Source organism: Streptacidiphilus sp. PAMC 29251, from assembly GCF_054208735.2.
Genome location: NZ_CM135725.2, coordinates 6,939,471 through 6,962,993, shown reverse-complemented (window position 1 = coordinate 6,962,993; position 23,523 = coordinate 6,939,471). Strand labels below are relative to the sequence as shown.

Here is a 23,523-nt window from a genome sequence, read left to right as displayed (position 1 = left end):
ACGGGACCGCGGGGCACCACGCACACTGGACCAGTGGGCGCGGTGCCCCGCCGCATGTACCCCACCACTCACCGCACCCTCCACACGACAAGGGCGTCCCCGTGGCCATCAGCGTCTTCGATCTCTTCTCCATCGGCATCGGGCCGTCCAGCTCGCACACCGTCGGCCCGATGCGCGCGGCCCGGATGTTCGCGCGACGGCTGAAATCCGAGAGCCTGCTGGCGCAGACCACCGCGGTCCGGGCCGAGCTGTTCGGCTCGCTCGGCGCGACCGGGCACGGCCACGGCACCCCGAAGGCGGTGCTGCTCGGCCTGGAGGGCAACTCGCCGCGGACCGTGGACATCGTCCAGGCCGACGTCGACGTGGCCAGGATCAGGACCGAGAAGCGGCTGCGGCTGCTCGGCGCCCAGGAGATCGACTTCGACGTCGACAGCCAGCTGATCCTGCACCGCCGCAGGTCACTGCCCTACCACGCGAACGGGATGACCCTCTGCGCCTATGACGCGGCCGGCCTTCCGGTGCTGGAGAAGACCTACTACTCGGTCGGCGGCGGCTTCGTGGTGGACGAGGACGCCCTCGGCGCGGACCGGGTGAAGCCGGACGACACCGTGCTGAAGTACCCCTTCCGCACCGGCGCCGACCTGCTGCGCTGGGCGTCGGAGACCGGGCTCTCGGTCTCCTCGCTGATGCTGGAGAACGAGAAGGCCTGGCGCGAGGAGAGCGAGATCAGGGCCGGGCTGCTGGAGATCTGGCGGGTGATGCAGGAGTGCGTCCGCACCGGCATGAACCACGAGGGCATCCTGCCCGGCGGCCTCAAGGTCCGCCGCCGCGCCGCCCCGGCCTCGCGGGCGCTGCGGGTCGAGGGGATCAGCCCGGCGAACGCGATGGAGTGGGTCACCCTCTACGCGATGGCCGTCAACGAGGAGAACGCCGCCGGCGGAAGGGTCGTCACCGCCCCCACCAACGGGGCGGCCGGCATCATCCCGGCCGTGCTGCACTACTACATCAACTTCATCCCGGGCGCGGACGACGACGGCATCGTCCGCTTCATGCTGACGGCGGGGGCGATCGGCATGCTCTTCAAGGAGAACGCCTCCATCTCCGGCGCCGAGGTCGGCTGCCAGGGGGAGGTGGGCTCCGCCTGCTCGATGGCCGCGGGCGGGCTCGCCGAGGTGCTGGGCGGCACCCCGGAACAGGTCGAGAACGCCGCCGAGATCGGCATCGAGCACAACCTCGGCCTCACCTGCGACCCGGTCGGCGGCCTGGTCCAGATCCCCTGCATCGAACGCAATGGCATGGGCGCGGTCAAGGCCATCACCGCCGCCCGCATGTCGCTCCGCGGCGACGGCAAGCACCATGTCTCACTGGACAAGGCCATCAAGACCATGAAGGAGACCGGCGCAGACATGAAGGTCAAGTACAAGGAGACCTCGCGCGGCGGGCTGGCGGTCAACGTCATCGAGTGCTGATGACAGCGCAACCGGAGATCACGCAGCGGGATCTGCGCAGCAGATCGAGAGAGATCATGGATGCCGTCGAGGCCGGCCAGTCGTTCACCGTGACCCGTGACGGCCACCGGATCGGGGAGTTGATCCCGCTGAAGCGCCGCAGGCGCTTCGTTCCCCGGGCGGCGGCCGTGGCGTCCTGATCCGCCCGGAAGGCATTCAGGGAGATGTCGGGTGCGCTCCGCGCCATCGCGGCGGCCGAACTCCCCGTCGAGATGGCCATCAGCGCGATCGCCTTGGCTGAGCTGTCCGCCGGACCGCATGAGGTCCGGCGGAACGAAGAGGGCTCGGAGACTCTCCTGACCGTCGTACCAGTCACCCGCCCCGCGCTTTCCGCACGATCGCTACTGAACTTGATCGGGTGGTGTCGGGCTGTTTGCCGGACAGTGCGCAGGTGGAGTCGGTAGTTCTGGAACGGTGAGGCATCCGCAGGGTGGCGGCTTGACCGAAGCCGAGAGGGCCCGGCGATAGCCTCGCTGGAGTCCTGATTCTCCTGCCCGGCCACGGTCGTGCAGTGAGCTGCGAAGCCCAGGGGGCCAGGGTGGGGCATCACGATGCTCACCGTTCCCCGACGCCACACTATTCACGTTCAGTAGCCGGGCCTTCCCAACAGCACGCGGGCAGATGGACTATCCGTTGAGCCAGTCCCCCGGAAGCAGGGCTCTGACTGCTTCCAACGCTTCCTCGGTCCGTGCCCTCACAGGCACGCAGCCCTCTTCATCCCGCAGCAGCACGTCTGCGCCGAGGAACCAGCGGGTGCCCTCGAAACCCCGGGCCGGATAGGCCGGAAACGGCAGCTGTTCGCAGTTCTCTTCGAGGATCCGCGTGTATTCGGGGTCGGGCTCGTACAGGAAGTCGCTCAGGTGCTGCGGTGCGTGCAGGGACTCCGCCAGCACCATTTCGACGGCCATCCACGACAGGTGTTCCATCCACGGCTCCCACTGCTGGGCCTGCCGGTCGGCCAGGTCCGTCAGCACATGAACCCCAGGATCAGCCTGGTCCAGATCCTTGAGCAGTACACCCCAGGAGCAGGCACCCTGGTTCTCCTCACGGAACACCAGCGCCTGGCCACGGGAGTCGATGGAGAGCTGATCCGGGCGCAGCAGCCGATCGTGGTTGCTCGTCAGATCCTGGCGCCGTCCGAGTAGCCGGTACAACTCGCCGAGGGCTGTAGGCAGGCCTAGGCCGAGACGCTCCTCCGCTGCTGCGAGGTCCTCCTCGGTGAAGCCGTCGCCGTCGGTGAGCGGCTCTGCCCAGGCGTGCGTGAAGTCGCGGACGAACCGCCATGCGGCCTCGCGGTCCGCGCGTGCATGCTCCAGGCCTCTACGAACATCGAACGTCTGCGTCATGGCGCAGACCCTAGCCCCCGCCCCCGACACTCCCTCGCACAGCGCTCTGCGGCGGCCCGACCAGCGCGGGCCCAGCCCGTTCGCGCTCCCTGACGATCACAGACCGCCATGGTTCCGCCGGCGCCCCGGATGCCCGACATCACCAGTTCAACTTCAGTAGCAGCCGCCGCAGCGATCGTCCGGGGGTGGTGAGTATTGAGCCCGAATCCACCGATGAATGACCTGTCCGAGGCCTGGACATAACGACGCGGATGCCCTCTGACCTGGGACGATGGGACTTCCTACAGAACCAAGTCGCCAGAACGAGAGAACATCCGCGAGATGCAATCCTGCCATGCCGCCACAGCGGTTTCCGCCGTCTTCGACGAGCCGAACCTGATCGCCGATGCCGGGCTGCTGTCGCTGGTCCGGCTGGCCGAGCGGGCCGGCCTGCGGCAACTGGCCGCGTCCGCGCTCCGCATCGAGGGCGCCGACAACAGCGGCGGAGCCAACCCGGCCGCCAAAGTGATGTCGCTGATCAGCGCGATGTGCGCGGGCGCGGACAGCATCGACGACGCGGCGCGGCTGCGGCACGGCGCGATGGACCGCGCCTTCACCTCGGTCCGCGCGCCCTCCACCCTGGGCACCTTCCTGCGCTCCTTCACCCACGGCCACAACCGCCAGCTCCACCGCGTTCACCGCGACTTCCTGGCCCGACTGGCCCGCAGCACCCCACTGCTGCCCGGCGCCGACACACTGATGTTCATCGACATCGACCCCACCCACCGCCGCGTGTACGGCCACGCCAAGCAGGGCGCGCAGGTCGGCCGCCTCAAGGGCCAGCGCACCCTGCACCCGATCCTGGCCACCCTGTCCACCCCGATCGCCCGGCCCGTGATCGGCGCGGTCCGCCTGCGCCGCGGCAAGGCCGCCGACGTCCGCGGAGCCGAGAGCTTCGTGAGCGAGGCCCTGGCCATAGCGAAGGAGACCGGCGGCACCGGGATCCGCCTGGTCCGCGCGGACAGCAAGTTCTACACCGCCGACGTGGTCGCCGCCTGCCGCCGGGCCGGCGCCCGATTCTCCCTGACCACCGGCATGAACCCCTCCATCGCGGGCGCGATCTCCCGCATCCCGCAGGAGTCCTGGACGGCGATCCGCTACCCGGACGCCTTCGTCGACCCCGACACCGGCGAGATGGTCTCCGACGCCGAGGTCGCCGAGATCCCCTACACCGCCTTCACCGGCCGAAGGAAGTCCGAGCACGTCACCGCCCGGCTGATCGTGCGCCGGGTCCGCCGATTGAACGCCGAAGTGGCCCAGGGTCAGGGCGAGTTGTTCACCGCCTGGCGTTACCACCCCGTCTTCACCGACAGCTCCTTCGCGGTGCTGCAGGCGGAACTGCACCACCGGCAGCACGCCGTGGTGGAGCAGGTGATCGCGGACGGGAAGTCCGGGCCTCTGGCCCACCTGCCGTCCGGGAACTTCCAGGCCAACGCCGCGTGGCTGACCCTGTGGGCGATGTCGCACAACCTGCTGCGGGCCGCCGGTGCGCTGACCTCGGTCTTCCACGCCAAGGCCACCACAGCGACCCTGCGCGCCCACCTGGTCCACGTCCCGGCCCGGCTCGCGCGCACCGCGCGCACCAAATTGACGGTGCATCTGCCCGAGCACTGGCCCTGGCGCGACGCCTTCACCGCCCTGTTCGAGGCCGTCCACTCCCCACCGCCGCGCCCGGCGGCCTGACCGCCACAAGATCCCGCACCGCGACGGCCCGACGGCCACCGGCGACAGCGCCACCAACCGCTCCCGACCCCGCACAACCCCTCGGACAGGCCGCGACCCGCGCACGGCGGCTACCGCACACCCTCAACCTGTTGCCCCCAGCGGCCGACCGTCCACGGGCAGGAGAGCAACCCCGAAATGATCAGCCGGTGGATTCGGGTTGAGTACTGACTACTCATGCATATGTCCAGCGCGCCGTTAGGCTGAGTATTCAAGCTCGCGATATTGAATCGAAGCGCTCTGCTCCGACGAATCCGCGAAACGCTTGCAGCAACCGGTGAAAGGTGGATCAGATGAATCCGAACAAAGAGCTCTGGGAGAAAGGTGATTTCACCCGCATCTCCGCCTCCATGCGGGAGAGCGGGGAAGTCCTGGTTGCCGCGCTCGGCATCGCCGCAGGCCTGAAGGTCCTGGATGTCGGCTGCGGCGACGGCACGACCGCCATTCCGGCGGCGAGACTCGGGGCGGATGTCGTGGGGGTCGACATCGCCCGCAATCTGGTCGATGCGGGAAACCGGCGCGCCAAGGAGGCGGGCCTCCCCAATGTCCGCTTCCAGGAGGGTGACGCCAGCAATCTGGAGGGAATTCCGGATGGCGGCTTCGACCTGGTCGTCAGCATCTTCGGTGCCATGTTTGCACCAAGGCCCTTCGATGTGGCCAAGGAGCTGGTGCGGGTGACCCGACCTGGCGGGAGAATCGTCATGGGGAACTGGATTCCTGATGACCCCACCCTGGTGGCACAGATTCTGAAGATCAGCAGCACATATTCGCCGCCGCCGCCGGAGGGCTTCGTCAGCCCGATGACCTGGGGTGTCGAGGAGAACGTGGTCGACCGTTTCGTCGGCGCAGGGGTTCTGAAGGAAAACCTGTCGTTCACCCGGGAAATCTATTGTTTCCAGCTCCCGGTGCCCCCCTCGGACTTCGTTGATCTGTTCCGGCTCTACTACGGCCCGACGATGGGTGCGTTCGAGGCCGCGGAAAAGAGCGGTCGCGCCGCCGAGCTGTCCACGGAACTGGCGGAGTTGATCGAGAGTCAGAACACCAGCGGTCGCCCGGACAGCGTGTCCATCCCGGCTGCATTCCTGTGCGTCACGGCGATGCCGACGTAGGAGCCCGTCGACGGATCAGGAATCGAGAAGCGGGAGCAGCGGGCCGCAGCTAACGTGACGGCCATGGACATCACCATTCACACCAGCTTCCTCCCGCACGACGACCCCGACGCCTCGGTGGCCTTCTACCGCGACGCCCTCGGCTTCGAGGTCCGCACCGACGTCGGACAGGGCAAGATGCGCTGGATCACGGTCGGCCCGGTCGGCCAGCCCAGCACCTCCATCCTGCTGGCGCCGGCCGCCGCCGACCCCGGGATCACCGAGGACGAGCGCCGCACCATCCTCGAGATGATGGCCAAGGGCACCTACGGCTGGATCCTGCTGGCCACCCCCGACCTCGACGGCGTCTTCGAGAAGGTGCAGGCCGGGAACGCCGAGGTGGTCCAGGAGCCGACCGAGCAGCCCTACGGCATCCGCGACTGCGCCTTCCGCGACCCGGCCGGGAACCTGGTCCGCATCCAGGAGCTCCGCTGATGTGCCGGACCGCATGGGGGCACGCGCTCACCGCGGAGCAGCGCCGGAAGGACCTCGTGCGGCTGCGCCGGGTCCGGGACCGGATCGACCGGGAGTACGCGCAGCCGCTGAACGTGGAGGCGCTGGCCCGGGGCGCGAACATGTCGGCCGGGCACCTCAGCCGCCAGTTCCGGCTCGCCTACGGCGAGGCGCCGTACGCCTATCTGATGACGCGGCGGATCGAGCGCGCGATGGCGCTGCTGCGCCGCGGCGACCTCAGCGTCACCGAGGTCTGCTTCGCGGTCGGCTGCTCCTCGCTGGGCACCTTCAGCACCCGCGTCACCGAGCTGGTCGGCCTGCCGCCCAGCGTCTACCAGCGCCGCACGGCGGGTGCCGCAGGGGTGACGGGTACTGCGGCCGGGATGCCGTCCTGCGTCGCGAAACAGGTGACCAGACCGGTCAGGAATCGAGAAGCGCCGGCACCCCAGCCGCAACTAGCGTGACTGTCATGACTTCCATCGAATCCATCACCCTCGAGGTGGCCGACCCCACGGCCGCCGACCGCTTCTACACCGCCTTCGGTCTGGGCTCCCGGCTGCGGCTGCGGGCCTCGGAGGCGCCGACCACCGGCTTCCGCGGGTTCGCGCTGGCGCTCACGGTGTCCCAGCCGGGCGACGTCAACGGCCTCATCGGCGCCGCCCTCGACGCCGGCGCCACCTCGCTGAAGCCCGCCGCCAAGTCCTTCTGGGGCTACGGCGGCGTGGTCCAGGCCCCGGACGGGACGATCTGGAAGGTCGCGACCTCGGCCAAGAAGGACTCAGGACCGGCGACCCTCAAGATCGACGAATTCGTCCTCCTGCTGGGAGCCTCGGACGTGCTCGCGACCAAGCGGTTCTACGTCGACCACGGCCTCACCGTGGCGAAGAGCTTCGGTCGCAAGTACGTCGAGTTCGCCGCCGGGTCGAGCGCGGTCAAGCTGGCGCTGTACGGTCGGCGCGCCGCCGCCAAGGACGTCGGCGTCCCCGTCGACGGCACCGGCTCGCACCGGCTCGCGATCGGCAGCGACGCCGGCTCCTTCACCGACCCGGACGGGTTCGGCTGGGAGGCCGCCTCCGAGAACGTCCTGATCCAGCCCGGCACGGGAAGCGCGCCCAGGAGTTGACGCGGGCCTCGCGCCGCTGACGTCAGGGCAGACTGCTCCCACGGCGCGGACTCATCGCAGCAGGGGTCAGCGAGCGTGGTCCCGGTCCGGGAAGAGGGCTTCGAGGACGAGGGAGACACTGTCCTCGTCATGGTGCCCGATCACATGGTCGACGGCTGCCAGCACGTCCGGGTGGGCGTTCGACATGCCGTAGGAGACTCCCGCCCAGGACAGCATCGGCAGGTCGTTCGGCATGTCGCCGAAGGCGATGACCTCGGCCGGGTCGATGCCCCGGCGACGGGCCAGGTCGGTCAGGGTGGAGGCCTTGTCCACCCCGGCGGCGCTGACTTCGATCAGCCGCGGCCCGTTGGAGTGGTAGACGGTGACCAGACCGTCCAGCACCGGCTTGACCAGCGCGAGCAGCGCGTCCGCCGACAACTCCGGGTGGCGGCCCAGCAGTTTGGGCCCCGGTCGGCCGAACAGGGTGGCGTCGGTGACCCGTTGGATCGTCACGTCACCGTCCCAGTCGTCCGGTACGTAGGACGGGTCGCCGGCCAGTCCGTCGGCGTACTCGACGGCCAGCCCGATGCCGGGCGCATGGAGCCGAAGCAGCTCGGCCGCCTTCGTCAGCTCCGCGCCGGCGATCGGACGCTCCGCCGTGACCCGGCCGGTGCCCAGGTCCAGGACGATGGCGCCGTTGGAGCAGATCGCGGTGCCGTTCGCGCCGAACGCCGCCACGATGTCGGCCATCTGACCGGGTGGCCTGCCGGTGACGAAGACGACCTGCGCCCCGGCCCGTTCGGCGCGGGCGAAGGCGGCGACCGTACGGGCGGAGACGGACCCGTCGCTGCGGATGATCGTGCCGTCCAGGTCGGTGGCGATCAGCCGGGGTGTCGTGGGAGTCATGGCAGGCCGTACCTTCGCTCTGGTCCGGGCGGGGCGTTCCGGGGCTGAGTGCGGGATCGAATTATTTGTTGGGAAAGTTTCCTAACGCATGATGGTCAGGGGTTCGCCGGGCAGTGTCAAGGCAACGCCTCGGAGCAGTCCGCCCCTGTGCCGGTCTGGCGCCCCTGCGGGATCCGTGCGTATATTCCGCACCGTGATTCATCAACGCATGCAGCGGGCAGCGCGCGACGTCGGCGTGGTCGGGTTGGGAGCATGGCAACTCGGTTCGGACTGGGGGCAGATCAGCGAGGCACAGGCCCTCGCCACGCTGCACGCGGCACTGGACGCCGGGATCGACTTCATCGACACGGCCGACATGTACGGCGATGGTCGCAGTGAGCAGCTGATCGGCAAGGTGCTCGCCGAACGGACCGATGTCGAGGTGACCGTGGCCACCAAGATGGGGCGCCGCCTGCCGCCCCGCCTGGAGCTGTTCACCCTCGACAACTTCCGTACCTGGACCGACCGTTCGCGTTCCTACCTGGGCGTGGACACGCTGGATCTGGTGCAGCTGCACACCCCGCCGGAGGAGGTGTTCCACTCCGACGCCGTGTTCGACGCCCTGGACGCGCTGGTGGCCGAGAAGCGCGTCGCCGCCTACGGGTGCAGTGTGGAGACCTGCGACCAGGCCCTCAGCGCCATCGCCCGGCCCGGGGTCGCGGCGATCCAGATCATCGTCAACGCGTTCCGGCTCAAGCCCTTGGAGCAGGTGCTGCCTGCGGCGCTGCAGGCCGGCGTGGGCGTCATCGTCCGACTGCCGCTGGCCAGCGGGCTGTTGGCGGGCCGGTACGAGCGGACGACCACCTTCGACGCGTCGGATCACCGTACCTACAACCGGCATGGCCAGGCCTTCGACATCGGTGAGACCTTCTCCGGGGTCGACTTCGACAGCGGACTGGAGGCGGTGCGCCGGTTGGCGCCGCTGGTTCCGGGGTCGGCCACCATGGCGCAGTTCGCGCTGCGCTGGCTGCTGGACCAGCCGGGGGTGAGCGTGGTGATCCCCGGGGCACGCAACCCGGAACAGGTCGTCGCGAACGCCGCCGCGGCGGACCTCGCCCCGTTGTCCGACAGCGCCCTCGCCACGGTGCGCGAGGTGTACGACGAGCTGATCCGGCCCCAGGTGCACGCCCGCTGGTAGCCACAACCGCGCCTCCCGACGACAGCGTCAGGCCGCCGTCGGGACGGCCGTCCGCCAGGCCAGCTCATGGTCGAACTTCGACGGGTCGGCCGCCAGCGCGCGCGGACCGATCCCGAGCGCCGGGGCCTGCGTGCGGTACGCGGCGGCGACCCGGGCCTTGAGGACACGCTGTGCCGCGTCCAGGGTCACCGCCATCGGGGTCAGCGCGGCCGGGTCGAGACCGGTCGCCTCGATCTGGTCGGCCAGCCAGAAGTCGGCGTCGAGCAGGGGCTCGGCCGTCCCGCTCACCGCCGCGGGCCAGCCGTAGGAGATCACATAGGGGAAGTCCGCGTACAGCACCACCTCCCGGTGCCCGGTCGCGGCCGCCGCGCGCAGACCGGCGTCGCGGGTGAGCACATGATCCTGGTGCCCGCCGATGCCGGCCGGGAGCCAGATCCCGTCGGCGCCGGCGTAGTGGTCGGCCAGTTGGGCGGCGATGGCGTCCAACTCCGGTGGCCCGTCCCGGTGCAGTTCCTCCAACTGGTCGAGGTGGACGCTCTTCGCGCCGAGCAGTCGCAGCGCCTCGCTGTCCTCCGCGAGCCGTTCCAGCTGCCGGGCCCGCGACCCCCCGGTCGCACCGGTCAGCCGGTCCCACCAGGTGGCCGGCCGGTCGACCGGGGGAAGGCCTGCGAACACGGTCACCACGGTGGCCCCGCCCTTGCCGAGTTCGGCGCTGGCGGACAGGGCCGCGTCGTCCAGGTGCGGGGAGGTGATCACGGTGTGCACGGCGGCGGCTGCTCCTCGCATCACGGGACGATGGCCAGCTTCAGGGTCCGCGGCGGCGGCCCGGCCTGCGCCCGGGGGCGGTCGGCCGGGTCGAGCACGCTGCTGGCGGACAGCCGCTCGATGGCCTCGGGCAGCCGCTCCAACGGATAGACCTCGCTGAGCAGCGGCTCCAGCGCGATCACCGGCACCAGCCGTTCGGCCACCGTCATCGCCGCGACCCGGTCCGGGTCGGTGGCCTCGGCCGCGGTGTGCAGCCGCAGGCCCTTCTTCTCCCAGGCGACCAGGTCGAAGGTGACGCGGGTGTCCACATGGTGGGTGCCGAGGAACACCACCAGCCCGTGGTGCCGGACCAGTTCGACGCAGGCGTTGGCGGTGTGCGGGGTCCCGACCGCGTCGACGGCGACGTCGAAGCCGCCGCCGAGCGCGCTCCAGTCGGTACGCGCGTTGTCGTCCGTTCGCACCGTCCGGTGTGCGCCGAGCAGGGTGGACCGCTCCAGCCGCCAGGGGTCGAGGTCGGCGACCACGACCTCGGACGCTCCGCGGAGAAGGGCCACCTGAAGCGCCATCAGCCCCACCGGCCCCTGGCCGATGACGGCCACCCTGTCGCCGAGCCGCACACCGCGCGTGGCATGCACGGCCAGGGGCAGCAGTTGCAGGATCGCACCGTGTTCGAAGGGGACCGCGTCCGGCAGCCGACCGACGGAGATCTCCCTGGCCAGCGCGAAGTCCGCGAACCCGCCGCTGAGCGGCGCACGCAGAAAGACCCTGCGCCCCGGTGCCGTCGCGGTGACGCCCGCGCCCACGGACTCGACGGTCCCGGCGATCTCATGGCCGAAGAAGCCCTGCGCGCAGTGGTCCCGTCGGCCGAGGTAGTGGTAGTAGACCAGGTCGCTGCGGTTGCAGATGGTGGCCGCGCCGACCCGGACCAGGACCTCGCCGGGACCGGGCGCCGGTACCTCGGCGTCCTTGTCGAGCACCAGGTTTCGTCGTCCGGCCAGTTCGTACCGTCTCATGGCGCAGCACCTTCCGTCGGGGCCAGGGAGGACGCCGCGGCCGGCACCGACCCGGCGTCAGTGTCGTTGGCGGAGTCCGTGAGCAGGGTGGGCGGCAGTGCGTCCTTGGTCCGCGGCGCCAGCAGCAGGACCGCCCCGAGCACCAGCAGCACCGCTGACAACGCCCAGGTCAGCCCGGTGAGTTGGGCGAGCCAGCCGATCGACGCCGGGCCCAGCAGATAGCCGAGATAGCTGAGCGTGGTGAAGCGGGCGACCGCCTCGGTGGTGCCCGCCGCACCGTGGTCGGCGGCGCTGCTGTGACCCACCGCGCCGAACACCACCGGCACCAGCACGGACAGGCCCAGGCTGTACACCACGATCCCGACGATCACCAGCGCGAGCTGCGGAGCCAGCAGTTCGACGCCCAGGCCGACAGCTGCCACCAGCGCACCCCAGCGGACCAGCCGTACCGATCCCAGCCGCAGGTGCAGCCGGTCCCCGGCCATCCGGCCGCCGAGCTGGGCCACGGTGAACACCAGGTAGGCGGCCGAGGCCAGGGCCGGAGCCGCGTGCCGCTGGTCGCGCAGGAACACCGACCCCCAGGTCTCCGCCGCGCCTTCGGCCAGCAGGCAGCCCGCGCCGAGCAGGCCGAGAACGATCACATAGCGGCTCCACCCGGTGGTACGGAGCTTCCGTCCACGGCCTCCTGGCGCGGCGCCCGACCCGGCGCCCGACCCCGCGCCCGGCTGGTCGGTCGGGGCCGGCCCGTCGGTCGGGGCCGGTTCGCGGTCCGCCGACGGCGGCAGCAGCCAGGGCGCGGCCCGGGCCCACACCAGGGCCGCGCCGACCCCCACCCCGGACAGGTAGACCAGGGTGGAGAGCTGCCCCCAGATCGCCGCCGCGCCGGACACCGCACCGACGATCGTGCCCAGGCTGAACGCGGCGTGCATGCCCTGCAGCACCGGACGTCCGAGCGCGGTCTCCACGGCCACCGCATGCGCGTTCATGGAGACGTCGAGCACCCCGTCCACCAGCCCGAACACCAGCAGGGCGGCGGCCAGCGAGAGGAAGCCCCGGCTCGCGCCGAGCAGCGGCATGGCGGCCGCCAGGGCCGGCAGCGACCACCTCACCAGGGAGGCGCTGCCGTGCCTGCGCGCCAGCCGCCCGGCGACCTGCATCGAGACCAGGGCCCCGATCGCCGGACACAGCAGCGCGACACCGAGCCGGCCGTCGCTCAGCCCCAGCGAGGACTTGAACTGCGGGATCTGGGTGAACCAGGCCGACAGCACCAGGCCGACCGAGAAGAACACGCCGAGGACGGCGAGCCTGGCCCGGCCGAGGCGCCGCTCGGACAGCGGCGGTTCGGCCGGGCCGGGGGGCAGCGGTTCCGGGCTCATCCCGGGCTTCCGGCGGACTGGGCCCGGCCCGGGGCGGGCGCCCGGGGTGCGAACCGGTCGGCGTCGCCGTAACCCTCGGCACCGGTCCAGGCGCCGGCCCCGAGGTGCTGGTCCAGCAGGTGTCCGTTCAGCGCCCGTCCGTCGTCGTGGGTCATCGCCGGCCGGGGGTGGTTCAGGTGCAGCAGCGGATCACCGAAGACGGTGAACGAGGCCTGCCGGGTGAGCCTGGCGATCACATCGTCGTCCTCGCCGCCCCACCCCTCGAAGCGCTCGTCGAAGCCGCCGATCCGGTGCAGCACCTCGGTCCTGGCCCACAGGGATCCACCGGGGGTGTCCCGCAGCAGCAGCCCGCGCAGCAGTTCCATCCCGACCGTGGGCGCACCGTCGACCAGCCGCCGGTGGATGGCCAGGTCGGTGGAGGCGGCGTCCATCGAGAACATCCGCTGGTACGTCAGATGTGCTTCATGGGAACCGAGTTCGATCCGGTCCGCGTTGGACGCCAGATAGTCGCGCTCGACCAGGATGTCCGCGTCCAGGACGCAGGTGAGCACCGGGGTGCCCGGCGCACCGGGCGGACCGCCGGCCCGCAGCCCGACGTTCACCGCCCATGACTTGTTGAACCGTCCGTCCTTGTGGGCGAACACATAGCGGTCCGTGTACGGGCCCACCAGGGTCTCCACGCGCGGCGCCAGATCGGTCTCGACCACGGTCACCAGGACGCCGCCGGCCGGGTCCTGGTCCCGCAGGGAGCGCAGGCAGGCCAACAGGTTGCGGGTGCGCGGGCCGAGGTCCGGGTCGCGGAACGGGATCACCACATGGATCCGCGGCGGCTCGGAGCCGGTGGCCGCCGGCTCGGGCACGGCAGGCCGGGGCAGCGCCTCGATCCGGGCGCGATCATAGCTCTGCGGCTGCCGGTCCACGGCATGGGCCGAGCCGAGCCAGTAGTCGATCCAGATCTGCTCGTCGGCCGACGCCACCAGTGCGGCCGCCTCGGTCGCGAGGTCCGGCTGCTCCTGGAGCAGCCGGACCAGCTGAGCGGTCAGGGCCCGGTGCGCCGCCACGTCGCCCGGCTCCCGCTCCAACTCCTGGAGGATCTTCTCAGCCTCCGGCACCCCGGCGACCAGCTCGCCCACCCGGGCGTGCACCCGGCGGTAGGCGGTGAAGCTCAGGCCCCAGTAGTCGACCGCGCTCAGCGGCACATCCGGTGAGGTGCTCAGATAGACGTGTGCGGCCAGTCGTTCCGCAAGGGCGGGCAGACCGTCGGCGGGCGGCACGAACGGCAAGACGACTCCTGGTGGGATGGGAGAGAAGAGGAAGGGGCGGGTCAGGGGGGCGGCCGGGGCGGCTCAGGCTCCGTCGTCGGCGGACCAGTCCACCGTCCAGCGGGGGTCGATCGGCTCGTCGGGGCGCTGGAAGCGGAGGTCGGTCGACAGCCGGGAGGTCTCGGTGGTGGTGTCCAGCGAGGCGTGCACCAGGTCGGGGCAGTGGACCGCTATGTCCCCGGCCCTGAAGTCGGTCCACAGCCAGCGGCCGCCCATGGTGCGGGCGGTCCAGGCGAGGTCGTGGCTGATCGGCCGCAGGTCGTACGGGCGGTCGGTGACCCGTTGCGAGACGGCCCGGTCCGCCGGGCCCAGCCGGTGCGAGCCGGACAGGTAGATCAACCCGCCTCGCTCCAACGGGCAGTCCCCCAGCGGGATCCAGGTCGTCACCAGGTCGCTGGAGCTGTGGTAGGCCCGGTCGACATGAGCCCGCGACGCCTGCTTGGACGCCAGGTCGAAGTGCCGCAGCACCTTGCGCGGCACCAGCCCGGCCGGCCCGCCGAGCAGGATCCCGGCGATCTCGGCGAGTCGGGGCGAGCCCACCAGCCGGGCATAGGTCGCGCCGCGGACGAAGGCGTGGGCGGGGTGGCCGGCCACCCCGTGCGAGAGCAGCGGAACCGCGCTGTGGCCGGAGTAGACCCCGTCGGCGGGATCGGTTCCCGGCTTGAAGTAGTCCGCGGGGAACAGCGAGAAGTACGCGGCCCGAACCCGTCGGACCTCGGCCGGGTCGAGCACCCCGCGCAGCAGGAGGTAGCCGTCCGCCGCATAGCGTTCACGCAACTGCCCCGGTTCGTCGAGCTGTTCCGTGCTGTCGCGCATGGGCTCGAAGAATCGGCTACTGAACTCGATCGGGACACCGTTCGAGCTGGGCACGTCGATCACTTCCTTCGAAGGACGGGGCAGGCGGTCGGGGGTCAGTAGACGCCTTCGACGGCGTCGGCGACGTCGAGGGCGCCGAGCGGCGCCACTCCGCTCACCCCGTCCCAGGGGAACCAGGGGTGCGGTGGCGTCCGGACCGCACTGTCCCGCTCGATCAGGTTGGGGATGAACAGATCGGCGAGCAGGGTGGTGGTGACCACGCGGCCGCGTTCGCCGTAGGGCACGTCCCGCGTCCAGTCGTCGGGTTCCGCGACCCGGATCCGGCCGAACGGCGGCGCCAGGTGGTAGGCGCGCGGGAGCCCTGGATCGACCTGGTCGGCCTGGTCGGCCTGCAGGGCGTGCCCGACCAGGGTGTTCCCGTAGGTGTCGATCCACTGCACGCCGACCAGGAACTCCTCGCGCAGAAACCGCTCCTCCTCCGGGGTGCCGGAGGTGCCGCCGGTGCAGGCCCCCCGGATCCCGTAGTCCGCGAGCGGCCGGTCGAGCCGCGCGGCCAGCTCCAGCAGGAGCTTGGTGGTGGCGAAGAGCAGCCCGGCCTCGGACCGTTCCAGCAACCGGCCGGTCTGCCGCACCAGATGGGCGACATAGCCGTCGGGTTCGCCGCCGGTCCGCAGCTCCTCCTTGACCCAGCGCGGATCAAAATCCACCGTGCCCACCGCACCGCACCAGCTGTCCGCGAGCGCCTGGACGAAGTGCCCGTAGTCGTGCGGCCCGCCGGGGGTCATCGCCACCACGTCGAGCCCGGCGATGCCGCGGGCCTCGAGCATCGCCGCGTACATCCGCACGTCGTCGGCCATGTGCGTGACATTGACGATCCGGCACGGCGGACCGCTGCTGCCGCCGGTCTCGAACACCTGGAACGGCCGGCCGGTGTAGCGCGCGGGCAGCAGGTCGCGCACCGGCGCCCGGCGCAGCCGTTCCTTGTCGAAGGGGCCGAACCGCCGGAGGTCCGCAAAGCCCTCGATGTCGCGCAGCGGGTCGAAGCCGAGCGTCTCGCGCTGGTCGAGCCACAGCGGAGCGCCGGTCTCCGCGGAGAAGTGCCACCGCATCATCCGGCGGGTCCACTCGTCCAGATCGACGTCGAGTTCGGGCACGTCCCGGCGCATCAGGGTGAGCACGGCCGTGGCGGGCGGGGCGCTGGTCATCCTCGGGCTCCTTCCATGGCCTGGGTCGGCAGGTGGTGCACCAGGTCCGCGCCCGCTGTCAACGCGGCGGCCTGCCCGGGGGTCACCCGCAGCACCGTGGCCAGCGGGAACGGTGCTTCGAAACCGAGCAGGGCGGGGTCGCCCCAGGCCGGGGCTACGGCGCGCGGCCGGGCGGCCGGGCTCAGCGGGGCGGCCGGGCTCGGCGGCTCAGCGAGTCGGACCACGGTGGGGGCCAGCCGTGCGGTCCCGGTCGCGCTCGCGTCGCTGCTGAGCAGTGGACGGACGGTGACGGTGCGGTCGCCGGCGCCGATCCTGCTGGTCAGTGCCTCGGCCAGGGCCGCGGCCCGGGCCGGGTCGGGGAAGTCGGCGAGCGGCAGGTCCGGGTCGGCGGGCGAGAACGGGATCGCGTCCAGCAGCCGGGCCAGGGCCTCGGCGACCGGGTCCGCCTCGCCGAGGCACAGCACCGCCCGGACAGCTGTGCAGAACCGGCCCGCGTCGGAGGCGACCAGCGGTGCCAACCAGGCGGCCGCCGCCTCGGGTTCAGCACCGGCTGGGACCACCGCGCAGACCCGCAGCGGACCACGGGTCTCGGCGCTCGGGACGCCGCCCAGCCGTGCGCACACCTCGGCACCGCCATAAATGATCTGATGGTCCGTCACCTTGATCAGGGTGGGCAGGACCTGCTGGGTGCACGGATAGAACCCGAGCAGCGGAGCGGGCCAGCCCTCCTGCCGCAGCGCGGACAGCAGCCGCAGCGCGGAGAACGCCTCGCGGCTGCTCGGTCGGACCCATACCGCGCTACCGGACAGCGCCGTCTCCAGTACCGCGACCAGGCAGGTGAAGGTGTTGCCGGGCAGGGCGACCAACCCGATCCGCAGGCCGTCGCCGGCGCCGTCCGGGGCGCTGTCCTCGGCGACGACCCCGGCGGGCGCGGCGACCAGCGCGTCCAGTTCGGTTGCCAGCAGCGCACACCAGCGGTCGACCAGCGCCCCCGGCAGCCCGTCCGCCCGGCGCAGCAGCTCGCGGAACTGCCCGGCGCTCTGCGGACCGAGCCCGCCGCACTCCACCGTGCCCCCGGCGAACCGCCGCAGGGCCCGCCGCAGCAGGGCGATCCGCGCCGCCGGTTCCGGTGGCCGCACCGTGCTGGTCGCCCGCAGCCGCCGGGCGTCGGCCCGGACCAGGATCTCCGGGGCCAGTGACAGCGCGGGCAGTCCTGGTGCGGGCGGCGGCGCGGAGTCCAGCGAGGCGTACCAGTCGCCGAGCCGCAGCAGCGGCACGGTCCGGGCCGGGAGGCTCACCGCCACCGTTCCGGCCCCGGTTCCGACCCCGGTTCCGGCCCCCAGCAGCCCCGCGCCGGTCATCCCAGCTCCTTGCGCAGCGCGGAGACGATCCGGTCCTGTTCCGGCCCGGTGAGTCCGGCGTACACCGGCAGGCAGACATGGCGGGCGGCGAACCGCTCGGCCTGCGGGAAGCGGCGGCCCGCCCGGAGGTCCGCGAAGATCGGCTGGTCGGTCAGCAGCAGGTCGTAGACCTCTCCCGCCAGCGCCACCCCGTGGCCCGCCCGCAGCCGTGCCTTCAGTGCCGCCCGGTCCACGTCCTCGGCGAGTTCGGCCAGGTACTTGTACCAGGTGGTGGACGACCCGGCCGGGACCGGCAGCACCCGCAGCCCGGGAAGGTCGGCCAACTGCTCGTCGTAGCGGGCCGCGATCCGTTCCCGCTCCGCCGTGCGCTCGGCGAAGACCCGGAGCTGGGCCAGTCCGACCGCGGCGTGCACCTCGCTCAACCGCCAGTTGCTGCCCAGGCAGTCGTGGGTGGTGGCGCCGGGACGGGTCCGGCCGTGGTCGCGGAGCCTGCGGAAGGCGTCGAAGTGCTCCGGCGAGCGCGCGGTGACCGCCCCGCCCTCCGCCGAGGTCAGCACCTTGGTCGGATAGAAGGAGAACGCGCCGTAGTCCCCGATCGACCCCGCGCGACGCCCGTGCAGCGCGCTGCCGAAGGCATGCGCCGCGTCCTCGATCACCGGTATGCCACGGGCCCGGCAGACCTCCACGACGTCCAGCAGCGAGGGCGCGACGATGCCCCCGGTGTGCATCGCCACCACCGCGGCCACCGCCGAGCCGTGCAGGTCGAGCCGCTCCTGGAGCGACGCCAGGTCCAGGCCCAGGCCCTCGGGCTCCAGATCCACGAAGTCGACGGTCGCGCCCGCCCGCAGCGCGGCGGCGGCGGTCGCATAGAAGGTGTTGACCGGGGTCAGCACCACGCGTCCCACTACTCCGATATGACGCATCGCCAGTTCCAGCGCGGCGGAGCCGGAGTCGACCGCGACGGCGGTCCCGCCGACCCAGGGTCCGAGTTCCGCCTCGAAGGCGGCCACCGTGGACCCCAGCGTGAGCGTCCCGGAACCGAGGATCTCCTCGACGGTGTCGGCGACCTGCTCGCGCATCGCGGTGCTGAACACCACCCGGATCGGCGGCACCGGTGCGGGTACGGCCTCCTCGGCCCCTTCAACCCCGCCGGCCCCTTCGGCCCCGCCGGCCAGGGTCCGGGCGCAGAAGGCGAGGGCGTCGGCGACCGAAGTGCCGTGCCCCATCGGCAGACCGAGCACCTCGACCCCGCCCGCCGCCCCGGCCGCCCGGTAGAGGTCGGCCACCGTCTCCCCGGCGGTGGCGGAGTCCGCCGGGTCGAGTTCGACGTCCCGCAGCCCGAACTGGAGCTGGAGCGGGGCCGGGGCCAGGGCGCCGTACAGGTCCGGCAGGTCCGCGTGCCTGGCGATACCGGGCAGCAGGCCCGCCGGGTGCCCGTAGCCGAGCACTTGGTAACTGCCCAGGTGACTGGCGGTGCACAGCGGAATCGGACGATCGGCCGCCAGCGCGGCATGCAGGGCGACAGCCCCGCCCAGGCTGTGTCCGAACAGGGCGACCCGACCGCGCTCGACGGTCGGCTGGTCCTCCAGCCAGGTCAGCGCGGTCAGCGCCCGGCGAGCCAGCAGGCCGAGCAGCGGGCGTCCCGCCGCGGCATGCAGATGCGCCAGGACGGCGGCCTCGTCCCGTCCGTGCAGCCGCGCCGGATCGAGCTGACCGGACAGGCCGTAGTCGAGGGTGAGGGACATGAACCCGGCGGCCGCGAAGCGCGCGGCGATATCGCGATCCGGGTGATCAGGGGCCTCGGCTCCGGTGACCTGGTCGACCACGGCGTTGCGGCCGGGGCAGACCACCACGGCAGGAAGCGGCTCGCGCTGCTGCTCCGGACGGACCAGCACCACCCGGAACGGCCGCCGTCCGAACTGGACACTGCCTGACGATTCGTCACCCGCGTCGAGGACGTAGTGCTCGCGCACCAGCCCGTCGGCCGTACTGCTCGACGTCAGCCGGGACGACACCGGCGGACCGTCCACCGGCTCCGCCGCGGCCAGCCTGCGTACGGCGGTGCGGACGCGCCCCCGCCAGAGCGGGAAGTCCTCAGGACGCCCGGGCCGCGGATGCAACCTGGGCCCGGCGTCGGCGAAGAGCGCGAAGCCGCTCCCGGACGGCGCGTCCGGCGTGCGGTCAGACGAAGTCGGCATGCAGGGTCCGTGGAATCTCGACGGCATAGGCGGCCAGCGCTTCGTCCAGCTGCACGTTTCCCCGGCGCAGCCATTCCAGCAGCTCGTTCTGCGGCCGGTAGAAGCAGGACTTGCAGAGGTCGGTGCGGCTCGGGTTGGACGCCTCCCAGGCGGCGCGCTTGCCGCCCTCCAGCACCTGCTCGTAGCCGTCCTCCAGCACATTGCCGATCAGATAGCGGCTGTTGAGGTGGACCTGCGGGCACGGGTACAGGTTTCCGTCCGCGTCGACGGCGGTGACGAACCGGCTGTAGTGGCACTGCTCGAAGTCGCCCTCCACCTCCTCCACCTGGTCCATCGGCCCGCGGTCCAGCTTGGGCACGGAGACCTCGAAGTCCGCGGTGCCCAGTTCCGCGACGTCCACCAGCGCGGCCGAGACCTCGGCCAGCACGTCCTCGACGGTCCGGTGGCCCAGGGCGGAGTAGAACTCCGGCTCGAACCGTACGTAGTGGGCGCCGGAACGGGCGGCGAGCTCGGCGGCCGGCCGGATCTCGTGGTAGTTCTCCGCAGTGATCACGAAGTTGAAGCCGACCCGGAACTCCGGGTCCACCGCCGTGTCGCGCAGCCGTCGGGGGGTGTCCCCGAACGAGGCGAAGGTGTGGTCACGGTCCCGGGTGATGCGGTTGAAGTTCTCCTCGCTGCCCGCGTTCAGCCCGATCCTGACCCAGGTGTGGGTGCGCGCGATGCAGTCGGCGATCGCCTCATGGCCCAGCCGCGAGCCATTGGTGATCAGCCCGATGCGCAGCCCGGCATCGTGGGCGGCGTCGCAGATCGCGGTGTAGCCGGGGTGGATGGTGCACTCGCCGCTGCCGCAGAAGGTGACCGCCCGTCCGCCGGTCTGCGCGAACTCGCGCATCAGACGAATCGCCTTGTCGGTCGGGATGGCGTCCTTGAAGGAGAAGAGATCGTAGAAGTTCTCTTCGTTGGGCGAATGGAAGTTGCAGAAGTTGCACCGCATGTTGCAGGCGCTCATGATGCCGATCCGCATATGGATCGGCCGGAAGGTGCCACCCGCGGCAAAACTCCGGACAAGGTCGGGATGGGCGAGCATCTTGTTCGGCGCGTGCGCTTCGTCCAGCTGCACGACGGGGAGTTCCTTGCGATTCCCCGGCCGGGCGATATCGTAGATCTTGACGGGATCTGATTTTGCCATGCTTGCTCCTCGATTCGGAATGCACCAGAACGGGATCTACAGGCGATGGACCACGGATTGCGTCGGGATATATCGAATTCCTGCCTAGGAAAGTACCCTAACCAGAGCTTGCGGTCAAGGGAGTCCCGGCGCCAATAATGTCGCCAATGGGTATTTTTGTACAATTCGGGAAGCAGTGGGGACAATCCCCATCTTGCCCCCTTTGCAAGGCATTTGGGGGCAACGACTGCTTCGTCCGATGCTTGCGGGGAACGCTCCCCCTGGTCTTTACTGGACGTGTTCTTTCGGGTCGGGAAATTCCCCTTCCGGAAATGGCGTCCGCATTCATAAGGATGGCGTGCCAGTGATCCCATTCCATTCCAACAGTCGCCAGCACGCCGCCCTGGCCGGGGAGATCGACCGGGCGCTGCGCGGATTCGACCCGGCCGACGACGACGCCGCCGCACGCAGCATGTCGACGTTCGAGAATTCCCTCGCCGCCTATGGCGGCCTGGCCCACGCCGTCGGCGTCGCCTCCGGCACGGACGCGGTGACCATCGCCCTCACCAGCCTCGGGCTGCCCCTCGGCGGCGAGGTGATCACCTGTGATTTCGGCTTCTATGCGACCCCGGCCGCGATCATCCGCGCGGGATTCACCCCGGTGCTGGTCGACACCGCACCGGACAGTTTCCTGATGGACATTCAGCGGGTCGCCGAGGCGATCACCGACCGCACCGTCGCCATCGTGGCGGTCCATCTGTTCGGCGAGGCATTGGAGACGGTTCCGCTCGCCGAGCTCGCCGAGCGCCATGGCATCGCCCTGGTCGAGGACTGCGCCCAGGCGCTCGGCAGCCGCGACGGCGGCCGGCTGGTGGGCCGGACCGGCCAGGTGGCGGCGGTGAGCTTCAACTGGACCAAGCACCTCAGCTGCCAGTCCAACGCGGGCGCGGTACTGACCGACGACGACGCGCTGGCGGAGCGGATCCGCTATCTGCGCTCCTACGGGTCCGACGGCTCCTTCCGACACGACTGGCTCGGCCTGAACAGCAGGATCAACCCGTTCGAAGCCCTGCTGCTGGACGTCAAACTGCCCTATCTGGACGGCTGGATCAGTCGGCGGAGGGAGCTGGCGCAGCGCTACCGCGACAACTTCGCGGGTTCACCGGTCCTGGCGCCGCCGCCGCACAAGCCCGAGGCGCACGTCTACCACAAGTACACGATCAGGGTCGCCGACCGGGACGACCTGCACCGGCACCTGCTCGCCAACGGTGTCACCGCGATGGTCTGCTACCCCTACCTGCTGCACCAGCAGCCGGGCTTCGCCGACTACCCGCTGCGCTCCGAGCCTGCGCCCAACGCGGCCGCGCTGGTGGGGCAGGTGCTGTCGCTCCCGGTCTTCCCGGAACTCACCGACAGCGAGGTCGACCACATCAGCGAGCTGATCCTCGACTTCGTCAGGGACCGTGCCTGACAGCACTCCTGGGGCCGGTCGGCCGGCCCGTCCGGACATGGCGATGCGCCGCACACCATCGGAGTGGGCGGCGCATCGGTGAAGCAGGGTGGTGCCTCAGGTGAGGGTGGTCACCATCGGTACCAGCGACCCCGGCTGCCGCCGGAGCCGGCGCCGCGGAAGACAAAGCCCAGTGCCCAGAGAACCAGGACGACGATGGCGATCCACCACAGGATGTGGATGGCGAAGCCGGCGCCGCCGAGGATCAGGGCGAGAAGCAGAACAAGAAGGACGGGACCCATAGTTATCACTCTCCTGAACCGCGTCTGCCCTCACTCGAACAGCGTAAACAGTCGTTCTGAGCTGCGGTGATATGGGCGGGTTAAAGGTTCCCGGACCGGCTCGGCACAGGATGCCGGTAGCCTGACCGGCGTGGACGACAGCGCCTGGAACACCGTGGACCGTCTGGTTGCCTGGCTCGACCGGAACAGCGACCTGCCGGAGGAGACCAGGACGATCCTGCAGATCCTCAAGATCACTGAGGAGGCCGGGGAGGTCGCCGAGGCGGTGATCGGGGCCACCGGGCAGAACCCGCGCAAGGGTTACTCGCACACCTGGGGCGATGTCCAGGAGGAGCTCTGCGATGTCATCGTGACCGCGATGGTGGCGCTGACCCGGATCAACCCCGAGGCGCGGCAGCTGTTCGCGGACAAGCTGGAGCGGATCGCGGTGCGGTCGCTGGCGGTGACAGAGACGACGGTGGCGGAGACGGCCGCGGCAGAGACAGCCGTGGCGGAGACGGCGGAGGAGTCAACGGCGCAGGGGTGACGGTCCGTCCGACTCCGGCGCCCCCGGGGCCAGGGTGTCGGAGCCCGGGTGCTCCCAGACCACCAGGGTGATCTCGACGCCGTCCGGGTCGTGGATCACCACCGGCGGCTCGTCCGCGAGTCGGAAGCCGGCGGCGCGGGCGACGGCGATGCTCGGCGCGTTGGCCGGGGCGATCCGGAGGATGATCCGGTGGGCGGCGAGGGACTCGTAGGCGTAGCCGGTGAGCAGCCGGACCGCGCGGACGGAGAGGCCCTGGCCGCGGTAGAGGGCGCCGACCAGGTAGCCGAGTTCGATCTCGCCCTCCTCCTCCCGGAGCATCAGCACCACCTCGCCGAGCGGCACCTCGCCGTCCAGGGTGACCGCGAGCTGCAGCCGGCGCCCGGCGACGCGGGCCTCGCGGCCGCGGAGCAGGTACTGCTTGGCGGCTTCGGCGTCGGTCAGCGGGGTCCAGCGGGCGACGTCCGGATCGTCGAAGAGGGCGGCCATCGCGGGGAGGTCCTCGTCCGTCCAGTCGCGCAGCACCAGGCCGTGGCCGGCCAGGCGGAACGGGGGCGCCGGAACGGTGTGAGGAGTCGTCATATCGTGATCCTGCCCTCTGGGCGGGCCTGAGCCCAATGGGC

22 protein-coding genes and 1 pseudogene are annotated in these 23,523 nt (G+C 71.1%); 10 read left to right on the top strand and 13 right to left on the bottom strand.

Annotation, left to right across the window (positions count from 1 at the left end):
• The first annotated feature begins 101 nt into the window (after positions 1 to 101).
• A complete protein-coding gene (locus tag ACXKR8_RS33220; RefSeq protein WP_458268269.1) occupies positions 102 to 1,469 on the top strand; it encodes an L-serine ammonia-lyase in 1,368 nt (455 codons plus the stop codon).
• Positions 1,469 to 1,627, top strand: a pseudogene (locus ACXKR8_RS33215) (type II toxin-antitoxin system Phd/YefM family antitoxin); the annotation flags it as partial. The gene ACXKR8_RS33220 and the pseudogene ACXKR8_RS33215, both read left to right, overlap by 1 nt.
• A 507-nt stretch (positions 1,628 to 2,134) precedes the next feature.
• On the opposite strand, the gene ACXKR8_RS33210 reads toward ACXKR8_RS33215, so the two are convergent.
• Positions 2,135 to 2,854 carry an SMI1/KNR4 family protein gene (locus ACXKR8_RS33210; protein WP_458268268.1) on the bottom strand — a complete coding sequence of 240 codons (720 nt, stop codon included), beginning with the start codon at positions 2,852 to 2,854 and terminating at the stop codon, positions 2,135 to 2,137.
• 321 nt (positions 2,855 to 3,175) lie between these two features.
• Between ACXKR8_RS33210 and ACXKR8_RS33205 the strand changes: the two genes are divergently transcribed.
• The 5 genes from ACXKR8_RS33205 to ACXKR8_RS33185 all read left to right on the top strand — a co-directional run bounded on the left by ACXKR8_RS33205 (position 3,176) and on the right by ACXKR8_RS33185 (position 7,339).
• Complete coding sequence (locus tag ACXKR8_RS33205) at positions 3,176 to 4,576, top strand: IS1380 family transposase (protein ID WP_458266600.1); 1,401 nt, start codon at positions 3,176 to 3,178, stop codon at positions 4,574 to 4,576.
• Positions 4,577 to 4,908: 332 nt separating this feature from the next.
• Positions 4,909 to 5,724 (top strand): class I SAM-dependent methyltransferase, encoded by an 816-nt coding sequence (locus ACXKR8_RS33200; protein WP_458268267.1) that lies wholly within the window; start codon positions 4,909 to 4,911, stop codon positions 5,722 to 5,724.
• A 63-nt stretch (positions 5,725 to 5,787) separates the two neighbouring features.
• Entirely contained in the window at positions 5,788 to 6,198 is a 411-nt protein-coding gene (locus ACXKR8_RS33195) for a VOC family protein (RefSeq protein ID WP_458268266.1), read from the top strand.
• The gene (locus ACXKR8_RS33190; RefSeq protein WP_458268265.1) at positions 6,198 to 6,680 is read left to right on the top strand and encodes a helix-turn-helix transcriptional regulator; all 483 of its coding nucleotides are present in this window, start codon (positions 6,198 to 6,200) and stop codon (positions 6,678 to 6,680) included. Before ACXKR8_RS33195 ends, ACXKR8_RS33190 begins: the two co-directional genes overlap by 1 nt.
• A 5-nt stretch (positions 6,681 to 6,685) precedes the next feature.
• A complete protein-coding gene (locus tag ACXKR8_RS33185; protein WP_458268264.1) occupies positions 6,686 to 7,339 on the top strand; it encodes a glyoxalase in 654 nt (217 codons plus the stop codon).
• A 66-nt stretch (positions 7,340 to 7,405) separates the two neighbouring features.
• On the opposite strand, the gene ACXKR8_RS33180 is transcribed toward ACXKR8_RS33185, so the two are convergent.
• Positions 7,406 to 8,224: an HAD family hydrolase gene (locus ACXKR8_RS33180; protein WP_458268263.1), complete on the bottom strand. Its 819-nt coding sequence runs from the start codon at positions 8,222 to 8,224 to the stop codon at positions 7,406 to 7,408.
• Positions 8,225 to 8,432: 208 nt separating this feature from the next.
• Between ACXKR8_RS33180 and ACXKR8_RS33175 the strand changes: the two genes are divergently transcribed.
• Positions 8,433 to 9,401, top strand: coding sequence for an aldo/keto reductase (locus tag ACXKR8_RS33175; RefSeq protein ID WP_458275145.1), 969 nt, complete (start codon positions 8,433 to 8,435; stop codon positions 9,399 to 9,401).
• 27 nt (positions 9,402 to 9,428) lie between these two features.
• Here ACXKR8_RS33175 and ACXKR8_RS33170 read toward each other — a convergent pair whose 3' ends face one another.
• The 9 genes from ACXKR8_RS33170 to ACXKR8_RS33130 form a co-directional block, all read right to left on the bottom strand.
• Positions 9,429 to 10,187: a PIG-L family deacetylase gene (locus ACXKR8_RS33170; RefSeq protein ID WP_458268262.1), complete on the bottom strand. Its 759-nt coding sequence runs from the start codon at positions 10,185 to 10,187 to the stop codon at positions 9,429 to 9,431.
• A complete protein-coding gene (locus ACXKR8_RS33165; RefSeq protein ID WP_458268261.1) occupies positions 10,187 to 11,179 on the bottom strand; it encodes a zinc-dependent alcohol dehydrogenase in 993 nt (330 codons plus the stop codon). Before ACXKR8_RS33165 ends, ACXKR8_RS33170 begins: the two co-directional genes overlap by 1 nt.
• The gene (locus ACXKR8_RS33160; protein WP_458268260.1) at positions 11,176 to 12,555 is read right to left on the bottom strand and encodes an MFS transporter; all 1,380 of its coding nucleotides are present in this window, start codon (positions 12,553 to 12,555) and stop codon (positions 11,176 to 11,178) included. The genes ACXKR8_RS33165 and ACXKR8_RS33160 overlap by 4 nt, the downstream gene beginning before the upstream one ends.
• Positions 12,552 to 13,829 carry a galactosyltransferase-related protein gene (locus ACXKR8_RS33155; protein ID WP_458275144.1) on the bottom strand — a complete coding sequence of 426 codons (1,278 nt, stop codon included), beginning with the start codon at positions 13,827 to 13,829 and terminating at the stop codon, positions 12,552 to 12,554. The genes ACXKR8_RS33160 and ACXKR8_RS33155 overlap by 4 nt, the downstream gene beginning before the upstream one ends.
• 72 nt (positions 13,830 to 13,901) lie before the next feature.
• Positions 13,902 to 14,693: a phytanoyl-CoA dioxygenase family protein gene (locus tag ACXKR8_RS33150; protein ID WP_458268259.1), complete on the bottom strand. Its 792-nt coding sequence runs from the start codon at positions 14,691 to 14,693 to the stop codon at positions 13,902 to 13,904.
• Positions 14,694 to 14,788: 95 nt separating this feature from the next.
• Positions 14,789 to 15,898 (bottom strand): hypothetical protein, encoded by a 1,110-nt coding sequence (locus ACXKR8_RS33145; RefSeq protein WP_462099943.1) that lies wholly within the window; start codon positions 15,896 to 15,898, stop codon positions 14,789 to 14,791.
• Positions 15,895 to 17,259 carry a hypothetical protein gene (locus ACXKR8_RS33140; RefSeq protein ID WP_458268257.1) on the bottom strand — a complete coding sequence of 455 codons (1,365 nt, stop codon included), beginning with the start codon at positions 17,257 to 17,259 and terminating at the stop codon, positions 15,895 to 15,897. Before ACXKR8_RS33140 ends, ACXKR8_RS33145 begins: the two co-directional genes overlap by 4 nt.
• On the bottom strand, positions 17,256 to 19,457 hold the full coding sequence (locus ACXKR8_RS33135) for a DegT/DnrJ/EryC1/StrS family aminotransferase (RefSeq protein ID WP_458268256.1): 2,202 nt from the start codon (positions 19,455 to 19,457) through the stop codon (positions 17,256 to 17,258). The genes ACXKR8_RS33140 and ACXKR8_RS33135 overlap by 4 nt, the downstream gene beginning before the upstream one ends.
• Entirely contained in the window at positions 19,441 to 20,646 is a 1,206-nt protein-coding gene (locus ACXKR8_RS33130) for a radical SAM protein (RefSeq protein ID WP_458268255.1), read from the bottom strand. Before ACXKR8_RS33130 ends, ACXKR8_RS33135 begins: the two co-directional genes overlap by 17 nt.
• Before the next feature lie 343 nt (positions 20,647 to 20,989).
• Between ACXKR8_RS33130 and ACXKR8_RS33125 the strand changes: the two genes are divergently transcribed.
• Positions 20,990 to 22,096, top strand: coding sequence for a DegT/DnrJ/EryC1/StrS family aminotransferase (locus ACXKR8_RS33125; RefSeq protein ID WP_458268254.1), 1,107 nt, complete (start codon positions 20,990 to 20,992; stop codon positions 22,094 to 22,096).
• Between the two features lie 110 nt (positions 22,097 to 22,206).
• Here the strand turns inward: ACXKR8_RS33125 and ACXKR8_RS33120 are convergent, their stop codons facing one another.
• The gene (locus ACXKR8_RS33120) at positions 22,207 to 22,377 is read right to left on the bottom strand and encodes a hydrophobic protein (protein WP_458268253.1); all 171 of its coding nucleotides are present in this window, start codon (positions 22,375 to 22,377) and stop codon (positions 22,207 to 22,209) included.
• A 130-nt stretch (positions 22,378 to 22,507) separates the two neighbouring features.
• Here ACXKR8_RS33120 and ACXKR8_RS33115 point away from each other — a divergent pair, with 130 nt between their 5' ends.
• Positions 22,508 to 22,903, top strand: a complete 396-nt coding sequence (locus ACXKR8_RS33115) for a MazG-like family protein (protein WP_458268252.1) — start codon at positions 22,508 to 22,510, stop codon at positions 22,901 to 22,903.
• Here ACXKR8_RS33115 and ACXKR8_RS33110 read toward each other — a convergent pair.
• Entirely contained in the window at positions 22,886 to 23,482 is a 597-nt protein-coding gene (locus ACXKR8_RS33110; protein WP_458268251.1) for a GNAT family N-acetyltransferase, read from the bottom strand. The two genes, ACXKR8_RS33115 and ACXKR8_RS33110, sit on opposite strands and share 18 nt — an antisense overlap.
• Positions 23,483 to 23,523 lie beyond the last annotated feature (41 nt).